At 33.5% G+C, this 21425-nt stretch carries 18 protein-coding genes; 5 read left to right on the forward strand and 13 right to left on the reverse strand.

Features of this window, described 5'->3' with window-relative positions; all coding sequences use genetic code 11:
* The first annotated feature begins 86 nt into the window (after positions 1-86).
* Positions 87-2495 carry an alpha-ketoacid dehydrogenase subunit alpha/beta gene (locus BUB82_RS01760; protein WP_073191183.1) on the forward strand — a complete coding sequence of 803 codons (2409 nt, stop codon included), beginning with the start codon at positions 87-89 and terminating at the stop codon, positions 2493-2495.
* Positions 2496-2733: 238 nt separating this feature from the next.
* On the opposite strand, the gene BUB82_RS01765 is transcribed toward BUB82_RS01760, so the two are convergent.
* Genes BUB82_RS01765 through BUB82_RS01785 form a run of 5 tightly spaced genes read right to left on the reverse strand, consistent with a single transcriptional unit; the run spans position 2734 to position 6822 of the window.
* On the reverse strand, positions 2734-4275 hold the full coding sequence (locus tag BUB82_RS01765) for a PH domain-containing protein (RefSeq protein WP_073191186.1): 1542 nt from the start codon (positions 4273-4275) through the stop codon (positions 2734-2736).
* Positions 4259-4834, reverse strand: coding sequence for a PH domain-containing protein (locus tag BUB82_RS01770; RefSeq protein ID WP_234949745.1), 576 nt, complete (start codon positions 4832-4834; stop codon positions 4259-4261). The genes BUB82_RS01765 and BUB82_RS01770 overlap by 17 nt, the downstream gene beginning before the upstream one ends.
* Positions 4800-5405, reverse strand: coding sequence for an SPOR domain-containing protein (locus BUB82_RS01775; RefSeq protein ID WP_073191189.1), 606 nt, complete (start codon positions 5403-5405; stop codon positions 4800-4802). The genes BUB82_RS01770 and BUB82_RS01775 overlap by 35 nt, the downstream gene beginning before the upstream one ends.
* Before the next feature lie 39 nt (positions 5406-5444).
* On the reverse strand, positions 5445-6275 hold the full coding sequence (locus BUB82_RS01780) for a 1,4-dihydroxy-2-naphthoyl-CoA synthase (protein WP_073191192.1): 831 nt from the start codon (positions 6273-6275) through the stop codon (positions 5445-5447).
* A 10-nt stretch (positions 6276-6285) separates the two neighbouring features.
* Positions 6286-6822 carry a cysteine dioxygenase gene (locus tag BUB82_RS01785; RefSeq protein ID WP_073191857.1) on the reverse strand — a complete coding sequence of 179 codons (537 nt, stop codon included), beginning with the start codon at positions 6820-6822 and terminating at the stop codon, positions 6286-6288.
* A gap of 90 nt (positions 6823-6912) precedes the next feature.
* Here BUB82_RS01785 and BUB82_RS01790 point away from each other — a divergent pair, with 90 nt between their 5' ends.
* Positions 6913-8289, forward strand: a complete 1377-nt coding sequence (locus tag BUB82_RS01790) for a pyridoxal phosphate-dependent decarboxylase family protein (protein WP_073191194.1) — start codon at positions 6913-6915, stop codon at positions 8287-8289.
* On the opposite strand, the gene BUB82_RS01795 is transcribed toward BUB82_RS01790, so the two are convergent.
* Positions 8279-8662 (reverse strand): YkgJ family cysteine cluster protein, encoded by a 384-nt coding sequence (locus BUB82_RS01795; RefSeq protein WP_317041042.1) that lies wholly within the window; start codon positions 8660-8662, stop codon positions 8279-8281. The two genes, BUB82_RS01790 and BUB82_RS01795, sit on opposite strands and share 11 nt — an antisense overlap.
* 109 nt (positions 8663-8771) lie before the next feature.
* Here BUB82_RS01795 and BUB82_RS01800 point away from each other — a divergent pair, with 109 nt between their 5' ends.
* Entirely contained in the window at positions 8772-9503 is a 732-nt protein-coding gene (locus tag BUB82_RS01800) for a class I SAM-dependent methyltransferase (protein WP_073191200.1), read from the forward strand.
* Here BUB82_RS01800 and BUB82_RS01805 read toward each other — a convergent pair.
* From BUB82_RS01805 to BUB82_RS01815, 3 genes are all read right to left on the reverse strand, one after another.
* The gene (locus BUB82_RS01805; protein WP_073191204.1) at positions 9496-11136 is read right to left on the reverse strand and encodes an amidohydrolase; all 1641 of its coding nucleotides are present in this window, start codon (positions 11134-11136) and stop codon (positions 9496-9498) included. The two genes, BUB82_RS01800 and BUB82_RS01805, sit on opposite strands and share 8 nt — an antisense overlap.
* Positions 11137-12267, reverse strand: a complete 1131-nt coding sequence (locus tag BUB82_RS01810; protein WP_073191207.1) for a hypothetical protein — start codon at positions 12265-12267, stop codon at positions 11137-11139.
* Between the two features lie 86 nt (positions 12268-12353).
* Complete coding sequence (locus BUB82_RS01815; protein WP_073191210.1) at positions 12354-14072, reverse strand: TonB-dependent receptor; 1719 nt, start codon at positions 14070-14072, stop codon at positions 12354-12356.
* Positions 14073-14165: 93 nt separating this feature from the next.
* Here BUB82_RS01815 and BUB82_RS01820 point away from each other — a divergent pair, with 93 nt between their 5' ends.
* Positions 14166-15548: an aldehyde dehydrogenase gene (locus BUB82_RS01820; protein ID WP_073191214.1), complete on the forward strand. Its 1383-nt coding sequence runs from the start codon at positions 14166-14168 to the stop codon at positions 15546-15548.
* Here the strand turns inward: BUB82_RS01820 and BUB82_RS01825 are convergent.
* Genes BUB82_RS01825 through BUB82_RS01835 form a run of 3 tightly spaced genes read right to left on the reverse strand, consistent with a single transcriptional unit; the run spans position 15531 to position 17836 of the window.
* On the reverse strand, positions 15531-16385 hold the full coding sequence (locus BUB82_RS01825) for a 5-oxoprolinase subunit C family protein (RefSeq protein ID WP_073191215.1): 855 nt from the start codon (positions 16383-16385) through the stop codon (positions 15531-15533). The genes BUB82_RS01820 and BUB82_RS01825 overlap by 18 nt on opposite strands.
* Complete coding sequence (pxpB, locus tag BUB82_RS01830; RefSeq protein WP_073191216.1) at positions 16375-17121, reverse strand: 5-oxoprolinase subunit PxpB; 747 nt, start codon at positions 17119-17121, stop codon at positions 16375-16377. The genes BUB82_RS01825 and pxpB overlap by 11 nt, the downstream gene beginning before the upstream one ends.
* Positions 17105-17836: a LamB/YcsF family protein gene (locus BUB82_RS01835; RefSeq protein WP_073191219.1), complete on the reverse strand. Its 732-nt coding sequence runs from the start codon at positions 17834-17836 to the stop codon at positions 17105-17107. Before BUB82_RS01835 ends, pxpB begins: the two co-directional genes overlap by 17 nt.
* A 76-nt stretch (positions 17837-17912) precedes the next feature.
* Between BUB82_RS01835 and BUB82_RS01840 the strand changes: the two genes are divergently transcribed.
* Positions 17913-19796: a mucoidy inhibitor MuiA family protein gene (locus tag BUB82_RS01840; RefSeq protein ID WP_073191222.1), complete on the forward strand. Its 1884-nt coding sequence runs from the start codon at positions 17913-17915 to the stop codon at positions 19794-19796.
* A gap of 71 nt (positions 19797-19867) precedes the next feature.
* Here the strand turns inward: BUB82_RS01840 and BUB82_RS01845 are convergent, their stop codons facing one another.
* A complete protein-coding gene (locus tag BUB82_RS01845; protein WP_073191224.1) occupies positions 19868-21406 on the reverse strand; it encodes a YifB family Mg chelatase-like AAA ATPase in 1539 nt (512 codons plus the stop codon).
* Positions 21407-21425: the final 19 nt, after the last annotated feature.

Raw genomic sequence — 21425 nt, forward strand, 5'->3', positions numbered from 1 at the left:
TTCAATAAAATTTAAAATTCAGTCAAAATTCATCTTGACATTTTAAGCTAATTTCTGTATCTTCGCATCAATTCAAATTAAGACAAATGCAGGAAAAGGTTCAAAATAAAGATATTTCTTTTGATGAATTTAAATCAGAAGTTTTAAATGATTATAAAATTGCTGTTACAAGTAGAGAGTGTAGCTTACTAGGTCGCAGAGAAGTCTTGACTGGTAAAGCTAAGTTTGGGATATTTGGTGATGGTAAAGAAGTACCTCAACTCGCTTGGGCAAAATCTTTCAAAAACGGTGATTTTAGATCAGGTTACTACCGTGACCAAACCTTTATGATGGCTATAGGTGAATTAAGTATCGAACAGTTTTTTGCTGGTTTATATGCCAATACCGATCTTGATGAAGAGCCAATGTCTGGTGGGCGACAAATGGGCGGTCATTTCATGACACATTCATTAAATAAAGATGGTTCCTGGAAAAACCTTACTGAACAAAAAAATTCAAGCGCAGACATCTCTCCTACTGCAGGACAAATGCCTCGATTACTTGGCTTAGCCCAAGCCTCAAAAATTTATCGCCACGAATCTAATATAGATGGTACTAATTTTTCTAAAAATGGTAATGAAATTGCTTGGGGAACAATTGGTAATGCTAGTACAAGTGAAGGTTTATTCTGGGAAACATTTAATGCGGCTGGTGTTTTACAAGTGCCAATGGTAATTAATGTTTGGGATGATGACTACGGAATTTCAGTTCATGCTCGACATCAAACGACTAAAGAAAATATTTCAAAAATTTTGATGGGTTTTCAGCGTGATGACAATGATGATGGTTATGAAATTATTGTTGTAAAAGGTTGGGATTATCCTGCATTAATTGAAGCCTACCAAAAAGCAGAAGCCATTGCCCGAGAAAAACATGTGCCCGTTTTAATTCATGTGGTCGAATTAACACAACCTCAAGGTCATTCTACTTCAGGCTCGCATGAACGTTATAAGGATAAAGATCGTTTAGAGTGGGAAAAAGAACACGATTGCAACCTAAAAATGCGTCAATGGATGCTTGATAATGGTATTGCAACTGATGAAGAACTTAGTGAACTCGAAAAGTCTATTAAAAAAGAAGTTCGTAACGGTAAAAAAGCAGCATGGACAGCCTTTGGTAAGCAAGCCAAAGCCTACAATAAAGAGTTAATTAAGTTACTAAAAGATTTAGCAGAAAGTAGTGAAAACAAATCATTCATAACTAACCTAGTTAATGAATTAAGTGATAATAGTGAGCCATTAAAAAGCATTGTTTATGCAACAGGTCGTAAAGCTTTAAGATATGTTAGAAACGAATCTACTGAAGCAAAATCTAGCTTAATTAACTGGTTAAACGATTTTCAACAAAAAGTTCAACCTGACTACAGTAGCCATTTATGGAGTCCTTATGAAGCTAGCGCTAAAAATATTGCCGAAGTTTTACCAGAATATGATAATGATTCAGAAACAGTTGATGCACGTGTTATTATGCGTGACAATTTTGAAGCAATTTTTAAATCAAGACCACAAACTTTAGTGTTTGGTGAAGACTCTGGTGAAATTGGTGATGTAAATCAAGGCTTAGAAGGTTTACAAGAAAAATTTGGAGAATTACGAGTTTCAGATACAGGAATTAGGGAGGCGACTATCTTAGGCCAAGGTATTGGTATGGCATTAAGAGGTTTACGCCCTATTGCTGAAATTCAATATTTAGACTATTTGCTCTATGCTTTACAAATCATGAGCGATGATTTAGCCACAACGTTATATCGTTCAAAAGGAAAACAAAAAGCTCCATTAATTGTAAGAACACGTGGTCACAGACTTGAAGGCATCTGGCATTCAGGATCGCCAATGGGTGGTATTCTAAACTTATTACGTGGTGTTAATGTTCTAGTTCCAAGAAATATGACAAAAGCAGCTGGATTCTATAATACCATGCTTGAAAGCGATGAACCAGCGCTAATTGTAGAATGCCTAAATGGCTACCGATTAAAAGAACAATTACCTACTAATTTAGGCGAATTTAAAACGCCTGTTGGTCAAGTTGAAACCATTAGAGAAGGAAATGATGTTAGTGTTGTATCATATGGTTCAACGCTTAGAATTATTGAAAAGGCTGCAAATGAACTTGAAGAAGTTGGTATTTCAGTTGAAATTATTGATGTTCAATCTCTACTTCCATTTGATTTAAATCATGATTTAGTTAAAAGCGTTGCTAAAACCAACCGATTATTAGTGGTTGATGAAGATGTACCAGGTGGTGCTTCTGCTTTTATCCTACAAAAGATTGTAGATGAACAAAATGCATATCAATATCTGGATAGTAAGCCACAAACACTAACAGCTAAAGCACACCGACCTGCTTATGGCACTGATGGTGATTACTTCTCTAAACCTTCAGCTGAAGATATTTTTGAAAAAGTATATAGCATTATGCATGAATTTAACCCAGCACAATTTCCGAAGTTGATGTAGTTTAAATTCAGCTAATCACTCAATACCGATTTAATATATTAATTAAATCGGTTTTTTTATACCAAATTTTCTATGAAATGAGATAAAAGAAATTGAATTATAGTTGTCTTAATCAAGGCAAAAAAAATTAATCCCGTCCCGACGTTTCGGGATCGGGACTAGCTACGTTTCATTTTTTTAACGAAGAGAAAGGCAATCAGAAACTATTTATTTGTCTTGTTTTATGGTATATTTGGTATTACATCCATTCACTAGTATTAGACTCAACTTTAAATAAAATTTCGTTAGCCATTTGTATTGCTTCTTGATGGTTTAAGTAATTGATCTTTAAGAATCCAGAAGCTGTGTATAGTATTAAATTACACATTCCAACACGTCGTTGATAAAAATTTTGCTTAACGGCTACAGATTGAATTTTAAACAGCTCAATAAAGGCAGTATTGGTATGTATTGAGCCACCTCCAACTTTTATCATCGTTTCAGAAATAGCCACATAACTTTTTTTAGTAGATAAGTAAACTAAAACAACTAAAAAAGCTAACAATAAAACTAAACCTACTACTATAAATGCTGAGTGCAACTGAATTACATACAACTGAAAAAGAATTAAAGCAATAAACAACACAGCTAAACGCAAACTTAAAACCCTAAACCTTAACCACTGCGTTTTAATAGAATTAAAGTTTATGCTTTGATAGTCGTTAATACCAAATAATGCTTCAAATAATAAATTAATATGATGCTTAGAAACACCTACAACACCAATTTTATTTTTAGTATTTAACTCTTCTGAACTTGCCTGACTGATATAGACATTACTAAATTTAAAAAATTGTCTTAATGGGTTGGTTTCAATTTCAAAAATTTGTGTCTTCTTGGCTTTTATAAGTTTATTAACACGTTTCAACAAGCCATATTGCACCATGTAGTTTTGGTCAACAGCAAAAAGCTTTAACTCAAAATATTGAATAATGGTCAGGGCGACCGTCAAAATAACACCTATAACAATAACCATAAAAACAACTCCGATAATCACACTTAATAAACTCGGTAAATAAGCTTGAATTTGAGTTTCTAAATCAATATCAAATTTATTTGATACCAAATCACCAAATGAATTATAGATATATGACAGAAAGGCCAAGATTACACCAATTCCCTTAAAGAAATTAGAGCTAATGCCAACTTTTAATAAATCAAGAAAACTTAATTTAAATAAGAGTTGTTTAGAGGCACTTTGCTTAGCTGAAGCAGACGTGTTACTATTTTCATCAGTAACTTCAACTGTTGTTTCTAATTCCTGATTTAAGGCTATTTTTTGCTCAGTTAGTAATTCCTGCAAATGCTCGGCATCACCTTTGTCGAGTGCTTTAATTGTAACTTCAGCTTTGTCATTACCAGCTGTTTCAATTTCTAAGCCTACAACATTTAAGACCTGCTGGATTAAATTCTGCTGAAGATTAATGTTTTGTATGCGCTCAAAAGGAATTTCGATTTGACTCACATTAAAAATTCCGCTAGTGACAAAAAATGCCTCTTGACCAACATGAAATTTATAACGCTTATATGAAATATACGAAAAAACAAATTGGATAATCACTAAAACAATTACCCCTAAAATAAAATAATGCAGATAGTCTCTAGCCTTACCACTTAATAATGGTATGGCTAAAATAGCAATGTTTTGCCGTATGCGTTTGACTAAATCAGCCAAAAATATGACGAATATCCCTCTAAATGATTGTAGAGTTGGTTCGCTAAACTTAGCTTGTTGACTCATCACTTAAATCAGAGTTTTGTTGCATCACATAAGCTTTTATTTGACTTGCTGTCCCTTTATCAAGTCCGTAAATTGCTAAATCTCCTGATGATGCACCAGCAGTATACAATTTAATAGCATATAGGTTCTGCCATCTCAGGAAAATTCCTTGAATAACTTCAACATGTTGAATGCGTTTAAACGGCAAAACAGTTTCTTTGTGCACAAAAAAACCTTTCGAGAAATAAATATCATGATCTCGCAAGCCAAAAGTTCGTTTTTTAAAACCAGCTTCAACTTCAATCAACCATAGGCTTAAAACCAAACTCACAGTCGGAATAAAAATATACCAGAATAGTTGCGGAAGGTCAAATTGAAAATAAATAGAACAAACAATAAAAATGAAAACAGGTAATACCAAGAACCCAATTTGAAGTCTTAAGATCTTAATGTACTTAGGATTGATAAACCGCGTTTCTATTTTTTGATAATCAGGCAAATCATTCAGATTTAAATCCTGATTTTTAAAGGTTTTGTCAAGCATATTATTCAATGATATCGACACGCTTAGAGTTGACATATTTTGCCGCAAATGCCTCATCAAAGCCTAATTCTTTTAAGGCTTCTCTAAGCTGCTTTGCTTCTTCTAGGGTTTTAAACAAACCAATAGAATATGAATTTAAATAATAGTTCTCATCACCTTTAATGAGTAGAAAATCTTTTGAAACTAAAGGCGTGTTAAAGCGCTCAAATGCGCCAATTTGTACTGCATAATATTCTGAAGGCTCTTGTAACTCAACTGAACTATTGCGTTGGCTTAGTTGACTTTGAAGCTGTTGTTTATCGGTTTGTAAGGTTTCAATTTGTTGTTTTAAGCTATCTAACTGCTGAGTATTGTCTTTTTGTACAACTTGACTTCCTGGAGATGTTATGCCCAAGCTACTAGGACTTGAATAAGTTAAACCTATAAAAATGAGTAATAGTACAAGGACAACAATAAATAAAGTTAAAAATGTCTTTTTTTGTTGAGCATTTTGGTCCTCTTGAGACTTTAAATCGCTTATAACTTCGTTTTGATGGTCAATTGTTTCTTGGTGTGATGAAACTTGATCTTTCAATTCGTTTAATTCTTCATCAGTCAAAATAGGCATGGTTTTTAGGTTTTGGTTATTTGTAAATTTACATAAAAATTATGGAATCCATTTTTTATCAAAATTAGGCGCGCGTTTCTCTAAAAAAGCATTGCGACCCTCTTTAGCTTCATCTGTCATATAAGCTAATCGTGTGGCTTCACCTGCAAAGACTTGTTGACCAACCATACCATCATCAGTTAGATTCATTGCAAATTTGAGCATTTTAATAGAAATTGGCGATTTTTGTAAAACCTCTTGTGCCCATTCAAAAGCGGTTTCTTCTAACTGGTCATGCGGAATCACAGCATTAACCATTCCCATTTCATAAGCCTCTTGGGCAGAATAATTTCTCCCTAAGAAAAATATTTCACGAGCACGCTTTTGCCCGACCATTTTTGCTAAATAAGCAGAACCATAGCCACCATCAAAGCTAGTGACGTCTGCATCAGTCTGTTTAAAAATAGCATGTTCTTGACTAGCTAAAGTCATATCGCAAACCACATGTAAACTATGGCCACCACCGACAGCCCAACCAGGAACAACACAAATAACAGCTTTTGGCATAAACCGAATTAAACGCTGAACTTCTAAAATATTTAAACGATGGTAGCCATCTTCACCCACATAACCTTCTTTACCTCTAGCCTTTTGGTCGCCGCCGCTACAAAACGACCAAACACCATCTTTAGTTGATGGTCCTTCTGCTGAAAGCAAGATTGCGCCGATAGAAGAATCTTCTTGAGCATCATGAAAAGCATCTAACAACTCACTCGTTGTTTTAGGACGAAATGCATTTCTAACTTCGGGTCTATTAAAAGCAATTCTAGCTACACCATCACATTTTTTATACGTTATGTCCTGGTAATCTTTAACTTTAGTCCAATTCATTTTTTAAAATTTATTTGAGTTCTGGTTTGGGTTTTTCACCTTTAATTGAATCATAATATAAGTCTTTATACTCAAATTTACCTTTTTCAGGATTGTAAGCACTACATTCATCTATAGGCGCTACATATAAGTGCAAACTCATCGATCGGCCATTGGCAATATTTTGTAAAGAATGATAGCCCAAATCGTCATTCATATAAGACAAACGTTCTTCAGTCATCTTAACATCTGCTGTTTTTACCAGTTCATCATTTTTGGTTTGAAAACGTTGTTCTCTTAATTTTCCTTCAGCTAGATAAACCCAACATTCTTCACCATTATGGCAATGAATAGGTGTATCTTGATCTTTTTCCCAACAAAGCAAAATAAGCTCATAATCTTCAGTACGTTCAACGCAATTTCTAGTATAGGCTTCATCTGAAAACATGGCATAAGGCTGAAGATCTTCAGAAGGAATCTTCATCTGCTTAGCGATATTTACATAATCATCGCCAGAGCAATTCGGCAGTTCATCTAATAATTCTTGAAGTGAAGAAATTGTATTCAAAATAAGACTTTTTGATAATTTAAGAATGTTGTAAGCAACTATAGTTCTAAAATTATATATTTTCGTAAAGATAAATTTCACGACAGGCTTATGCAAGAAGACTTAAAATTATTTCAGAAAATTTCAGAAAAGTTATTAAATAGTGAACAAAATAAAGGCGTTGTTGAACCTATTTCTCCTCAAAAATTGTTTAACACTTTTAACCTAGATTTAGATGACGAAGCTTTACCTAAAAGTGAATTTGAGCAACTATTAACCGATGTTGTGCTTAATACACCAAGAACCTCAACTAAACTGTTTTTTAATCAACTGTTTGGTGGGCGAAATCCAAAAGGAACTTTAGGTGAATTGCTAGCGGTAATGCTTAATAATAGTATGTATACTTATAAAGTTGGTGGCCCACAAGTTGGTATTGAAAAAAATATTATTAAAAAAGTATGCCAAATGATTGGTTATGGCGACCAAGCTGATGGTACTTTTCCGCCAGGTGGTTCTATGAGTAATTTTATGGGGATGCTCATGGCTCGTGATCGAAAAAATAGAACTATAAAACAAGAGGGTGTTTCTCAAAAATTAATTATTTACACTTCTGAAGCTTCACATTACTCAATTACCAAAAATGCCAGTTTTGGCGGTATTGGTGTTGGCCAAATTAGAAGTGTCAAGACTAATCAGTTTGGACAAATGGACGTTTCGCATTTACAAGAACTTATTCACCAAGACAAAACCAATAATTTAGAACCGTTTTTTGTCAATGCAACCGCTGGAACCACTGTACTAGGTGCTTTTGATGATATTAAAGCAATTCATGAGGTTATTAAAGACGATGATATATGGTTACATGTTGATGGCGCTTATTGTGGTTCAGTTATTTTTAGCAAACACTACAAACATCTGGTTGAAGGCGTTGAGTTATCAGATTCTTTCAGTTTTAATGCGCATAAAATGCTTGGTGTGCCATTATCATGCTCAATTATTGTTACTCAAGACAAGCGTGATTTAAAACATTCTTTTTCATGTGATGCCAATTATCTATACCAAACTGACGACGACGACTATAACCTTGGTAAAAACTCTTTACAATGTGGCCGAAGAAATGATGCATTAAAGTTTTGGACACTATGGAAAGCCGTTGGAACCAAAGGACTCGAGGAACTTGTAAACCAACAGTTTAAATTAGCTGATACAGCTATAAACTACATAAAAAATCACCCTGATTACAAGCTACACAGTTATGAAAATTCTGTTTCAGTTTGCTTTAATTATAAAAATGTTGATCCAAAAGATTTATGCAACTCACTTTATAAGGATGGCGAATTAATGGTAGGTTACGGTAGTTTTAATAACGAAACATTTGTGAGGTTGGTTACGATTAATAGTGGAAACTCTGAAGAAGATATCTTAAACTTTTTTAAAGTCCTTGAAAGTTATGAAGCTGAAAATAAGCTGGAAGAAATTACAGCTTGATCCGTTCAAGCATTTTCTCGACAATCGAAAATGCAGCAGGACAAACCGCTGTATTTTTTAAGGTAAGATGGTTAATTTGGTAAAACTTTTTACGATTAGTGTGCGGAAATTCTGCACAAGCTTTAGGTCTAACATCATAAACCAAACAATAATTATCATTGGCCAAAAACGGGCAAGGCAGTTGTTTTAAAACATAGTCATTATCCTCATCTAAACGTAAATAAGTATCAACAAATGCCGCTGGCTTTATTTTTAGATGCTTTGCTAAACGCTCAATATCTTTATTGGTGAATAATGGTCCTGTGGTTTTACAACAATTTGCACAAGACAAGCAGTCTATTTCTTCAAAAGTTTCATCGTGTAGATCTTGCATATCACGGTCAAGTGATTTCGGCTTTTTTTGACGTAGCTTTTTCAAAAACTTTTGATGCAAGTTATGTCGTTCTTTTGCTAACTTTGGCAAATTTTTGATAAAGTCTTCCATGACACAAAAGTACATCAATTTGAAACATCCTAAGCAAGATACCGACATATTTGGCCAAGCCGTAAAAAACTACTTCAATTTTAACGATGAAACACCAATTCAAGTTCACACTAAAAATTTTGACACTGATATAATACCAGTGGACTATTTATTTAGAACTGAAGATGAAATGCCTGAAATAGAACTTACAGCTTTAAAACTGGTTACAGGCAAAACACTTGATGTAGGCTGTTGTGCTGGAGCTCACGCTATGATACTGCAACATAATCAAGTTGAAGTTACTGCAATTGACACTTCTAGAAAATGTATTGAAGTTTGTAAAGAACGTGGACTAAAACAAGCTCATCAGCTAGATTTCTTTGAATTATCAGCTGAAGAATTCGGTCAATTTGAAACCATTTTATTGATGATGAATGGTATTGGCATTGCTGGTACAATTCAAAATTTACCGCAGTTTTTTAACCAATTAAAACAACTACTACAACCAAACGGTCAAGTTCTATTAGATTCAACCGATTTAAATTACTTATTTGAAAAAGACGAATTTGAGCATTATTATGGTGAGATGACCTACGAAATCTCTTACAAAAATCAAATTTCGAAAGCTTTCAACTGGTTATATATTGACCAAGAATTATTACAAGAAATCGCACTCGATAATGGCTTTAAAACAGAGATTATTTTAAAATCTGACTCGAGCTATTTGGCAAAGCTGAATTTAATTAATTAGCCTTGTAAACCGTTTGCCCACCTATAATGGTTTGTAAAACTTCAGTATTTGGTACGTTTTGTATAGGAACTTGCATAATATCGCGATCAAGAATTACAAAATCTGCTAATTTCCCTGATTCAAGACTTCCTTTTTCAGTCTCTTCAAAATTAGCATAAGCAGCCCAAATGGTCATACCTCTTAGGGTTTCTTCTCTTGTCAAAGAATTTTCAATATTAAAACCATTTTCTGGGTACGCATTCAAGTCCTGTCGTGCAACAGCAGCATAAAATGTTAAAAAGGGATTTACTTTTTCTATTGGAAAGTCTGTTCCTAAAGCAATATTTCCAGCCGATTCTAAAATAGTTTTATAAGCATAAGCGTGTTTAATTCGGTCTTGCCCTAAACGTTCGTCTGCCCAATACATATCACTTGTGGCATGCGTTGGTTGTACTGATGCTAGAATATTATCTCCATCAAAAAATTTATAATCTTCAGGGTCTAAAACTTGCGCATGTTCAACACGCCAACGTTGATTGGATTTATGAGACAGTAATTTATCATAAGTTTGAAGCACAACATAATTAGCAGAGTCACCAATGGCATGTGTATTCATTTGAAATGGCGAATTGCTAATTTGTTTAGCTAAATCATTAAATTCATTTAAACTAATCAATAGACTTCCAAAATGATTGGGTTGATCGCTGTAATCTTCTTTTAAGGCTGCTCCTCTAGACCCTAAAGCACCATCTGCATAAACTTTAAAACTTCTAACATTTAAGTGTTTTGTTTTATAAATTCCATTCTCAAGGTAGTGTTTAATGTCTTCAGGATGATTTCTAATCATAGCATAAATTCGTGTTTTGAATTCATCAGATTTCTGTAATGAGTCTATGATTTGTATATTCTCAACACTTAATCCAGCATCAACAACAGTTGTTAAGCCGTAAGATAATGTAATATCTTCAGCATTTTTGAGTGCCTTTGAAATATGATTTACATCTAAGCTTGGAAATGTATTTCTAACCAAACTCATCGGAGCATCAATCAGAACACCTGTTGGCTGGTTGTTTTTATCCTTAATGACTTCACCACCAAAAATGTTAGTTTCTGAATTTATATTTGCTAAATCTAAAGCCGCTTGATTAACTAACATGGCATGTCCATCAATTCTAGTTAGAGTCACTGGCACCTCAGGAAATAATAAATCTAGCGTATCTTTTGTTGGAAATTGTTTTGAAGGCCAATCATTTTGATCCCAACCGCGACCGATGATATAAGAAGTTTTAGGATTGTCTTCTACAAAATCTGTAATTCGCTTAACTACTTGCTTGTATGAGTTTGTTCCAAATAAATCGACTCGATTTAACTGTAAACCAAAATTCAGTATATGCGCATGTGCATCTATCAAGCCTGGTAAAACAGCTTTCCCGTCTAAGTTTACAATTTCTTCAGCATCAAATTTTTCAGTAAGTTCTTGACCACCAACAGCAACAATTGTATCTGCATTAATAACTAGAGTATTGGCTTTAGAAAAATCTGAATCTACCGTATAAATATTAGCATTGGTAAATATACGATCAACTTCAATTTTAGGTGATTCGCATGATAGCGTTATAAAAACTAAACTTAATAAACAATAAAATAATCTCATTTAAAATAAATTGGTAACTGAATTAATAATTTCAGTCCTAATGGCTTTGTTACCACTTGCTGCTAATGCTACTGATATGAATAAACCAATCATAGCAGAACCAAAATCACGCGCAATCATATAAGCTGCCTTTTTCTTGTGCTTGTTTCCTTTTTTCTTTCTTGAAAGATTAATTGCTATTTCTCGGCCACCTATAATTCCCAAAAACACCCATGTTGTACTCATAGGAACTGTAGATATAAATAACTTGTAAATTAGTAAAATAACATAAGACAAGTCGATTAATGTCGCCGCTCTAATATCTGAAATACGTGTTTTTTCACTAACCACACCTTGTATTTTATCACCACGTAAGTAAAACAATAAGCCTAGACCAAAAAATATGGTTAAAGCAAACACTAAAAACTGTAATAAACTTTGCTCTCTAGGTAAGAATACGGCAATATTTGCGCCATCTTGCATTACCCAAGTTGCCCAAAGAGAACCACTAACCAACCATTGAACAATCACCCAATACTGGCTGTGTTTTCGGCTTTTAAAATACTTCCTAATCGTTTTGTAAGATAAATACCAAACTAGAAACGATAATACAAAAGCCATAATGTAGCCTGACCAACTTTTAAGAACAACTGAAGTGATACCCGATGTATCTGCACTAAAAACACTAAGTAATAAAAAAGTTGTAGATACCGGCATCCTTAAACGCGTCAGAATCAATAATACTAGTGGTGCTATAACTTGAAAAAACGTAAACTTATCAGGATGTGGATAATCGGTGGTGCCATCTGGGTTAGTCAGACGTTGATAAGTAACATCACCATCAAAATAAATCCAACTAAATGTGACGGTTGCTAAAAAAATACCACCTATAAAAAGCCAAAGAATCCACCATTTTTTAGCCTTATTACTTTCAATAAAAGTTCCTAAAGATTGAATACTATCGTTTGCAACAGCAGCATAGGCAGCAAAAAAGAAACCTATCCACATGGCTAGGTTTGCACTTGAAGTTGATGTTGCCGCAAGAATAATTCCTACAAGAACTATGATTAAGAAATTTTTCTCTTCAGTTAAGAAATCGAGTATGTTAAGATAAGGCTTGTCCCGATCGTAACGTTTAAACTTTTTGGCCATTTGTTAATTTTGCTTCATTTGGTTGCACAAATCTATTGTAACTTGAATTTTCTAATGTTTCTTTTATGTTAAGAAAAAGACTAATATTACCAATCAAATTTATAGGTTAGACCTCCTAGAACTTGTATCCCTTGAACTTGATAAGCCTTCCATCGTGGCTGATCAGCGCTTAATAAATTGTTTCCGTTAACAAAAACAGAAAAACGCTCGGTAATGGCGTAATCTAAGGCAAAATTTAAATCTATAAAAGAATCTAAGCTTTTCGTATATGTTTGTTGATTGCCTGTAACTACGCTTGTGGTTGTTCCATTAAAAGCTTGGCGCTCGCCAACAAAGAAAGTGGTTAAACCGAATCGCCATCTATCAGTAAAATTGTAATGACCGTAAAACTTAGCTTCAATTTCTGGACGATTCCAAGCTTCAACTTCGTTGTTTGTGTTGTAAGCAAAGTAATTAACGTCTAGTCCTAAATCAAGATCTTCATCTGGTGTATAATTAAAAGATAAACCAGCATTCAATTGTGTCATATCATCATAAACAATTTCAAAACTGTTGTTTTGTGAGTAAGCATTGTTTGGTTCAAGATTTACTGTAGCAATGCTTGGCGCTTCGTAATTGTGTTTAAAAAGATAAGTGTTATCAAAATCAGCATAACCAAGCTTAGCAACCGCTGTTAACTTACCTATTTTAGTCTGTAGACCTAAACTGGCATCATACATTTTATTGGTTGGTGAAATCCTTAAATTTGGTGAAACAAATGGATTTTCATTTGCAAAATCACGATAGGTATTTTGTGATAAATCACCATCGATAATTGTAAACACATTTAAGTTTTCTGTGATATTATAATTTGCACTGATTTTCGGATAGATAAAAAAGTTTGTTTCACTTTCTTCAACATTAGCATTTAAAACTACCTTGGCACCTGCATCAATTTCAATACCAGCAATATTAAACTGTGTGCGAGGTAAAACACTAATATTGTAAAAACTATAATCTGAAACATCAAGCGACTCATCGTAAGTTGTTGTTAAGTAGTTTAACTTCAACTGAAGGTCTAAAACTTGCTCGTAACCAACTAATAATTCAGATTTAAGCTCTAAATCGATAAAGTTTTCAGCAGAATTAAAATCATCTGAAAAATTATAATAATTAAGATTTGCAGTTTTAACCCAAGTATCATAAAATTGAACGCCACCTTCTAAACCTAATTCAAGATAGGTTTGTGCTACATCGTCCTGAATAACATAATTAGTTGGTAATTGAATGCCGTACCAATTAAAAATATCGTGGTTCAAATTAATGCCAACATTCCATTTTAAGTTTCGCTCAGTTGAATGCAAGCCCAAACCCAAACTAGTATTAAAATAGTGGTCATCTACTAAAACATCTTCTATACCACCTTGTGAGGACAAATGACTAAAATCTATGCTAATATTTTTTTGACGATCAATCGAAAAATCTGAATATAATTCACCTAAACCAGTGGTGAAATTTCCGAAACCAAGACGCGCATAACTATTGTAAAATCGTGGTTTAGGAGGTAAAATAACGCCAGATGCACGACCTTTAGCTGGCGTAAATGTTGAAGCTACCGGAATTGAAATAAACTTATAGTTAACTGATTTTGGCTGAATTTCTAATTTGTTACTTTCGTTGGGTTTTTGTTTCACCTTAAAAGCATCATTAACTGTAGGAGAATATTGTTTAACAATAATCAATTTTTCGGTTGTGATGGTATCTTGTGCATTAGACCAATAGAAAGCGAAAAATACTGCTAATATTAATTTAAACCTTAACGCCATGAGATGTTTTATCTTTAGATTCACAAATTAACTAAACTTTACTGTAATAGTTAACTCAACTTTAGAGTATTTTATTTTATAACTCAATTAAAAATGAGAGAAGCAGAGCTAATTAATTTATACCAGAGTCAAAAGAATTACTTCAAAACAAATCAAAATCCTGATTCTAAATCAATTATTTCCCAGTTAAAGTGTCTAAAAGCTGAAATTAAAGCCAATGAGCAACTAATTATTGAAGCTATACATGCTGATTTCAAGAAACCAGAATTTGAAGTATTGACCACCGAATTATTTGTGGTATACAAAGAACTCAATTTATTTATTAAGAACATTAATTCATGGCGAAAGCCAAAACGCATCAGTTCTGATTGGCTTAACTTCCCTTCAACCGATAAAGTTTATCACGTGCCTTGGGGAAACTGCTTAATTATCGCACCCTGGAACTACCCTTTTCAGCTTGCCATTACACCACTAATTGGAGCGATAGCTTGCGGTAACACTGTTATTTTAAAACCTTCAGAATATGCGCCAAACACAGCTAGAGTCTTAGAAACTATCATCAGCAATGTCTTTGACACCAAACAAGCTGCAGTAGTTCAAGGTGCTGTTGAAACCGCTCAAAATTTACTGAACTTAAAATGGGATTATGTGTTTTTTACAGGCAGTGTGCCAGTGGGTAAAATCGTAAGTCAAGCTATCGCAAAACACATGACACCTCATACTTTAGAATTAGGTGGAAAAAACCCATGTATCATCACTAAACATGCTAACTTAAGCATAGCTACAAAACGTATTATTTGGGGTAAATTTATCAATGCTGGGCAAACTTGCATTGCTCCAGATTATATCTTGATTGATCAAACTCTAAAAACTGAATTTATTAAAGAATTTAAAAAACAGATTGAAGCGTTTTATGGTGAAAATATTCAAAAATCGACTGATTATAGCCGAATTATAAGCGATAAACATTTCGATCGTCTGAAAAATTTTATTGATACAGAACAAGTCATTTATGGTGGGCAAAACAATAGAAGTCATCGGTTTATAGCACCAAGTTTAATTGAAGCACCTAAACTTGATAGCGATATTATGCAAGAAGAAATTTTTGGACCACTTTTACCTATTTTTACTTTTCAAGATTTAAACGAAGTTGAAACAATCATCTATAAAATTGATAAGCCGCTTGCGCTTTACGCTTTCACAACCAACAAAGCTGAACAAAATTATTTAATCAAAAACTTCGATTTTGGTGGTGGTGTTATTAACGATTGTATTGTACATTTCGTCAATGACAAACTGCCTTTTGGTGGCGTTGGCGCAAGTGGTTTAGGCAATTACCACGGTAAACACTCATTTAAAACATTTACAAGACAAAAATCAATCGTACACCGTAAAAATTATATCGATATACCAATTAAGTATCCGCCATATAACAAAACCAAGTTGTTTAAAAAATTTCTAAGTTGGTTCCGCTAAGCTAAATTTTAGCTTTTGCCGTGGTCTAGCTTGTGCTAATTGACAAATTGAATCTTCAGTAAGTTGAAAAATGCGCGGATAACCACCAGTTACTTGCGCGTCTCGCATTAAAATAATTAGTTTTCCGCCTGAAGTAAATTGAACGGTTCCTGGCAAAACAGGAGACGTTATAATCTCTTCTAATTGATGATCTAAACGCTCACTGATTTGATACGCCATACGGTCAATTTGATTAGAAATACTAAACTCTGCATGTAATAGTTGATACTGAACCGAATTAGATAATAACTTAAATTCAGGCAACTTAAAACATTTTAATTCAATAACTTCCGAAAAATTGAGTTGTGTGTTTACAGTTGAAATTTCATCAAAATTTTCAGCTGAAGTATTAAAATCTATAATAGAATTATTGTCAAGTTTAGCTTGATCAAAAACATGAGCATAATAGCTCGAGCTACCCATTTTTTGTTCAATTTGAAATCCATTTTTTACAGCCAAGTAAGTCCACATTCCGCTTTTAACACGCTTAAGATGCAAAACATCTTCTGCAAAAACTTTATAAATTTCAAAAGCTTGAATCGGTTTACCATTTAAAAGAATATCTGCATCTAAAGCAGCAAAAACGATATAAGTTGACTTAAAAAATTGAAATTTTGCACCTTGACCCATAATTTCAATAACAGGTGCTTGCTTAGGATTTCCTAAAATTCGGTTAGCATAAGTACTTAAACGTGAATCCATTACTCCCGAAATAGGAATACCCATTGTTAATCCCGAATAACGACCTTGGTCTTGTATACTCGCTAATGGACCAGATTTAATTACTTTAAGACTCATCTACAAATCGATTTTGAAAATTAATATCAAGCTGTATTTCGGCTTTAATTTCGTCGTACTCATTTCTATTGATGGGTTTAAAACGAATCGTATCTCCAGCTTTTAAGAAAGTCTTTAGCTCTTTTGCATCAAACAGACACAAAGGCGTTTGACCGATGATTTGCCAACCTCCAGGCGAATTTACAGGATAAATACCAGTTTGACGACCTGCAATACCAACTGAACCAGCTGATATTTTTGGTCGCGGTTGAGACTTTCGAGGTAAATACAAGTCTTTTTTAACTTGTGATAAATACGGAAAACCAGGTAGAAATCCTATAAAATGAACGCGATAAGATTGTCCAGAATGCAAGCGTATTAAGTCTTGTTTAGATAACTCTTTTTTATGCTCGAATTCTTTGGCATCGATTGAAAATTCATCGTCATAACAAGTTGGAATTATAACTGATCTGAAGCCTAGATTATAAGGTTCATTGGCATTTAAAAGCAGCTGTCTAAGCGCTACTTTTTCACCATAGAAATCATTTATAGTGAAATTATAAGTAACTAATAATGAATTATATGTAGAGTTTACCTGAAGTAATTTATCACTAATATTATCCAGTAACCAACTTCGCTTTTGAAGCAACCAATCTAATGAAAAAAGTTGATGATTAGCATCAAAAGTTATTAAAATTGAACGTTCACTATACTTAACAATATTAGAAATTATAGTAGATTTATCTTTCAATTTCATAACCAAATTTTGGGAGTTGTTCGTGTAAATACTCAAGGTGATTTAAGGTTAATTTTGAATCGCTATGTAAACAAATTGTATCTATAGTTTGCTTTTTAATTTTTCCAGAAGTCGATATGATTTTTGCTTCAGCTAAATTTAAAACCTGATTAAAGATTGCTTTTGAAGTATCATGCATTGCATTCGAAAATTTTCTTGGCGTTAAACTAAAATCATCTGCATAAGTGCGATCTGCGAAACCTTCAACCCAGTACTTAATTTTATCTGACTTAAAGTTTAACAGCTCAGATTCTGGCAAAGTAAAAACGACCACTTCCCTATTTAAATCTTCAATAACTTCAAAACATAATTTGGCTAAATCTTTATCTTTAGCTAAGTGATTATATAAAGCACCATGAAATTTAATATGATGCCAATCTGCATCTTCATCTTGACATAATTCTCTAAAATGATGTAATTGTGCGCTTAAAGATAATCTCAATTCTTGCGAACTAATATTCATCAACTTACGACCAAAATTTTCTTTATCTGGAAATGAAGGATGTGCGCCTATTTTAACCTGATGTTGTTGCGCTTGTTGAATGGCTTTTTTTATACTTGTTTCAGTTCCATAATGACCACCACATGCAATATTACAACTTGAAATAAGTGGCATGATTTGTGACTCATACTCGTAACCTTCAGCTAAATCACAATTAATATTAATTGGTTTCAAATTAGTTTTTGCTGAAATTTAATTATCATTTGCAAGATTTTAAAATTATTAACTACATTTCCTAAAAATTAAATATATGCGATTATTATTTTTAATGACTCTCAGCTTTTTAAGCTTCTGTTCATTGGCTCAACAAAAATTAAAACTAACCCCTAAAATAACTGAAGCAACTGTTTATAGAACAGGAGCAAAAGTGACAGCCGAAAAACAAGTTTATTTAAATCAAGGCGAAGCAGTTGTTGTTTTTGAAAATTTATCTCCTAATATCGACAAAAACAGCATCCGCATTAAAGGACTTGACGGTATAAGCTTAAATTATTTCACTTATGAGACAGATTATTTAAAAAAACAAGATATTTCAAAACAACTTGAAAACTTAAAAGAGCAACTATCTCGTATTAATCGGAAAATTGCCATAAAAACAAATCAAATTGATGCCTTAAATAAAGCGCAAGTCTTGTTAGAAAAAAATCAAGAGTTAAATACGTCTAATAATGAATTAACAGTCGCTAAGATGAATGCTTACGCTGAGTATTATAGGAATAAGATAGAAGATATCAATACAAAAATATACGACTTGCAAGTTGAAACTATCGAACTCAAAACCGAACAAAGTGCACTTCAGCGTGAAATAAGAAAATTAAAAGGTCAGCAAACAAATCATCGTGGAAAAATAAGTTTTAACCTTAAAGTCACTAAAGCATCTCAAAAAAAATTCAGTATAGATTATTTTATTTATGACGCTGGTTGGTTTCCAACATTTGATCTTTCAGCAAAATCTATTAAAGATGATATGAATTTAGCCTACAAAGCTAAAGTCTACCAAGCATCAGGTCGCGATTGGTCTAACATCAAACTCAGTTTATCGACCGCAAATCCAGAAACCGATACACAAATGCCTGAATTGAGTCCATTATATGTAAATTATTTATCTCGATACAATAAAAACACAAGCAATTCTTACGATTTTAGTCATTTAAACTATAATAGAGGTGTTAGAAATGTTAGCGGTGTAGTTCTAGGCAATGACGGCTTGCCATTACCTGGCGTAAATGTTCAAGCTGGTAATAATGGCACACAAACTGATTTTGACGGCCGCTATAGTATCGATATTAACGGTGCAAAATATTTAACTTACAAATATTTAGGCTTTAAAACAGCGCGGGTTCCAGTGTATAGCTCTACAATTACCCTAAATCTACTCACCGATGCTTCAGAATTAAGTGAAGTTGTTGTTACAGGATACGCAAAGTCTAATAAAAGAAAAAGCAGTATAGAAACAGTAGAAAATGAAGAAGTTGTTTACGACAATGAAGTTTCTCAAATACCTGTCACTACAAATGAAGGTAATAGTTTTAGCTTTAGTTTTCCTAATGAAGTATCTCTAAAAAGCAGTTTAAATAACTCTAATTTTGACATCAATAATTATCAACTAAACACTGAATACAATTATTACATCGCTTCAGAATACTCGAAAGCCGCTTATTTAATTGCAAAAATAAGCGATTGGCAAGATTTAGATTTAGTAAGCGGTGAGGCCAAAATTTACTTTAATAATTCTTATGTTGGTCAAACTTCAATTGATGTCAACACAACCGATAAAGATTTACTGATTTCTTTGGGCAAAGATGATCAAGTAATCATTAACCGTACAGATGTCAAACAAGAAAACAAGACCTCATTTTTTGGTTCAAATAAAATCATCACAAAAACATTTGAAATTGATATAAAAAACAACAAATCTTCAGCTATTTCAATTTTGGTTGAAGAACGAACACCGATTTCACGCCAAGAAAATATTAAAGTTGAAGAAGTAACACATAATGCTGATTTCCGTGATGAAAAAACAGGCTATTTACAATGGGAGTTTAAACTTCAACCTAAAGCTAACAAACAGTTGAAGTATTCTTATCAAATCAAATACCCAAAAGACAAAAACATCAATATTTCAGAACAATAAAATTCGCCTTAAATTCAGTATAAAATTTAATTTAAAAAGCGTTTTTCTTATTGAAAACGCTTTTTTAATTTTTAGCCCAGCCAACCATCACGGTCTAGACTTCGATATTGAATTGCTTCAGAAATATGCGTGCCAGTTATTGAATCGCAGCCTTCTAAATCAGCAATAGTCCTTGCAACTTTTAATATACGGTCATAAGCGCGAGCCGATAAATTTAATCGCTCCATTGCTGTTTTTAATAAATCTTTTGAAGCTTCGTCAAGCTTACAAAAGCTTTTGATTTGCTTAACACCCATTTGAGCATTATAATGAATATGACTAATTTCTGCGAAGCGTTTAGTTTGAATTTGACGCGCAGCAGTTACGCGTTTTCTAATTTCAACACTAGATTCAGCTTTAGATTGGTCGCTCAACTTTTCAAATGGAACAGGCGTTACTTCAATATGAATATCAATTCGGTCTAATAAAGGTCCGCTAATTTTACTCAAATAGCGTTGCATTTCAGCTGGTGAAGACGTTACAGGCGCATCAGGATCATTAAAATAGCCGCCTGGACTTGGGTTCATACTCGCGACTAACATGAAACTAGATGGATAAGTGACCGTAAACTTTGCTCGTGAAATGGTAACTTCTCTATCTTCTAAAGGCTGTCGCATAACTTCTAATACAGTTCGCTTAAACTCTGGTAGTTCGTCTAAAAACAAAACGCCATTATGTGAAAGTGAAATTTCTCCTGGTTGCGGATAAGCACCACCACCAACCAAAGCAACATCTGAAATGGTATGATGTGGACTTCTAAAAGGCCGCTCAGCCATTAAGCCTATTTGACCGTTAGTGCGCCCAACTACAGAATGAATTTTAGTGGTTTCAAGCGCTTCTTGTAAAGACATTGGCGGCAAAATACTTGGCAAGCGTTTGGCTAACATTGTTTTACCTGAGCCAGGTGGACCAATCATAATAATATTATGTCCACCAGCAGCTGCAATTTCCATACAACGTTTGATAGACTCTTGGCCTTTCACTTCAGAAAAATCGTATTCAGGTGATAACAAGCTATCATAAAAAACGGCACGTGTGTCAATTACAGTTGGTTCAAGCGGCTTTTCGTCATCAAAAAACGAAATAACTTCGGTAATATTTTCAACGCCGTAAACTTCTAAACCATCAACAATAGCTGCTTCTTTGGCATTTTGAGCTGGCAATATAAAACCTTTATAACCTTCTTCTTTAGCTTTTATGGCAATAGGTAAAGCCCCTTTTATTGGTTGCAAACTTCCATCCAGTGACAATTCACCCATAATGATGTAATCATGAATTTTCTCTGATTTAATTTGCGACGAAGCTGCAAGTATCCCCAATGCTAATGACAAATCGTAAGCTGAACCTTCTTTACGAAGATCGGCAGGTGCCATATTAACAATGATTTTTTTACCCGGAAATTTAAAGCCGTTATTTTTCAAAGCAGCCTGTATTCTGAAGCTACTTTCGCGAATAGCATTATCAGGTAAACCTACCAGATGGTAACCTATACCTTTTTCCATATTAATCTCAATGGTAATTGTTGTGGCTTCAACACCAAATACAGCGCTTCCAAAAACTTTAATTAACATAAATAATAGATTAGTTACG

It is taken from the genome of Psychroflexus salarius (assembly GCF_900129035.1).
In the GTDB taxonomy this organism is placed as follows: Bacteria; Bacteroidota; Bacteroidia; order Flavobacteriales; family Flavobacteriaceae; genus Psychroflexus; species Psychroflexus salarius.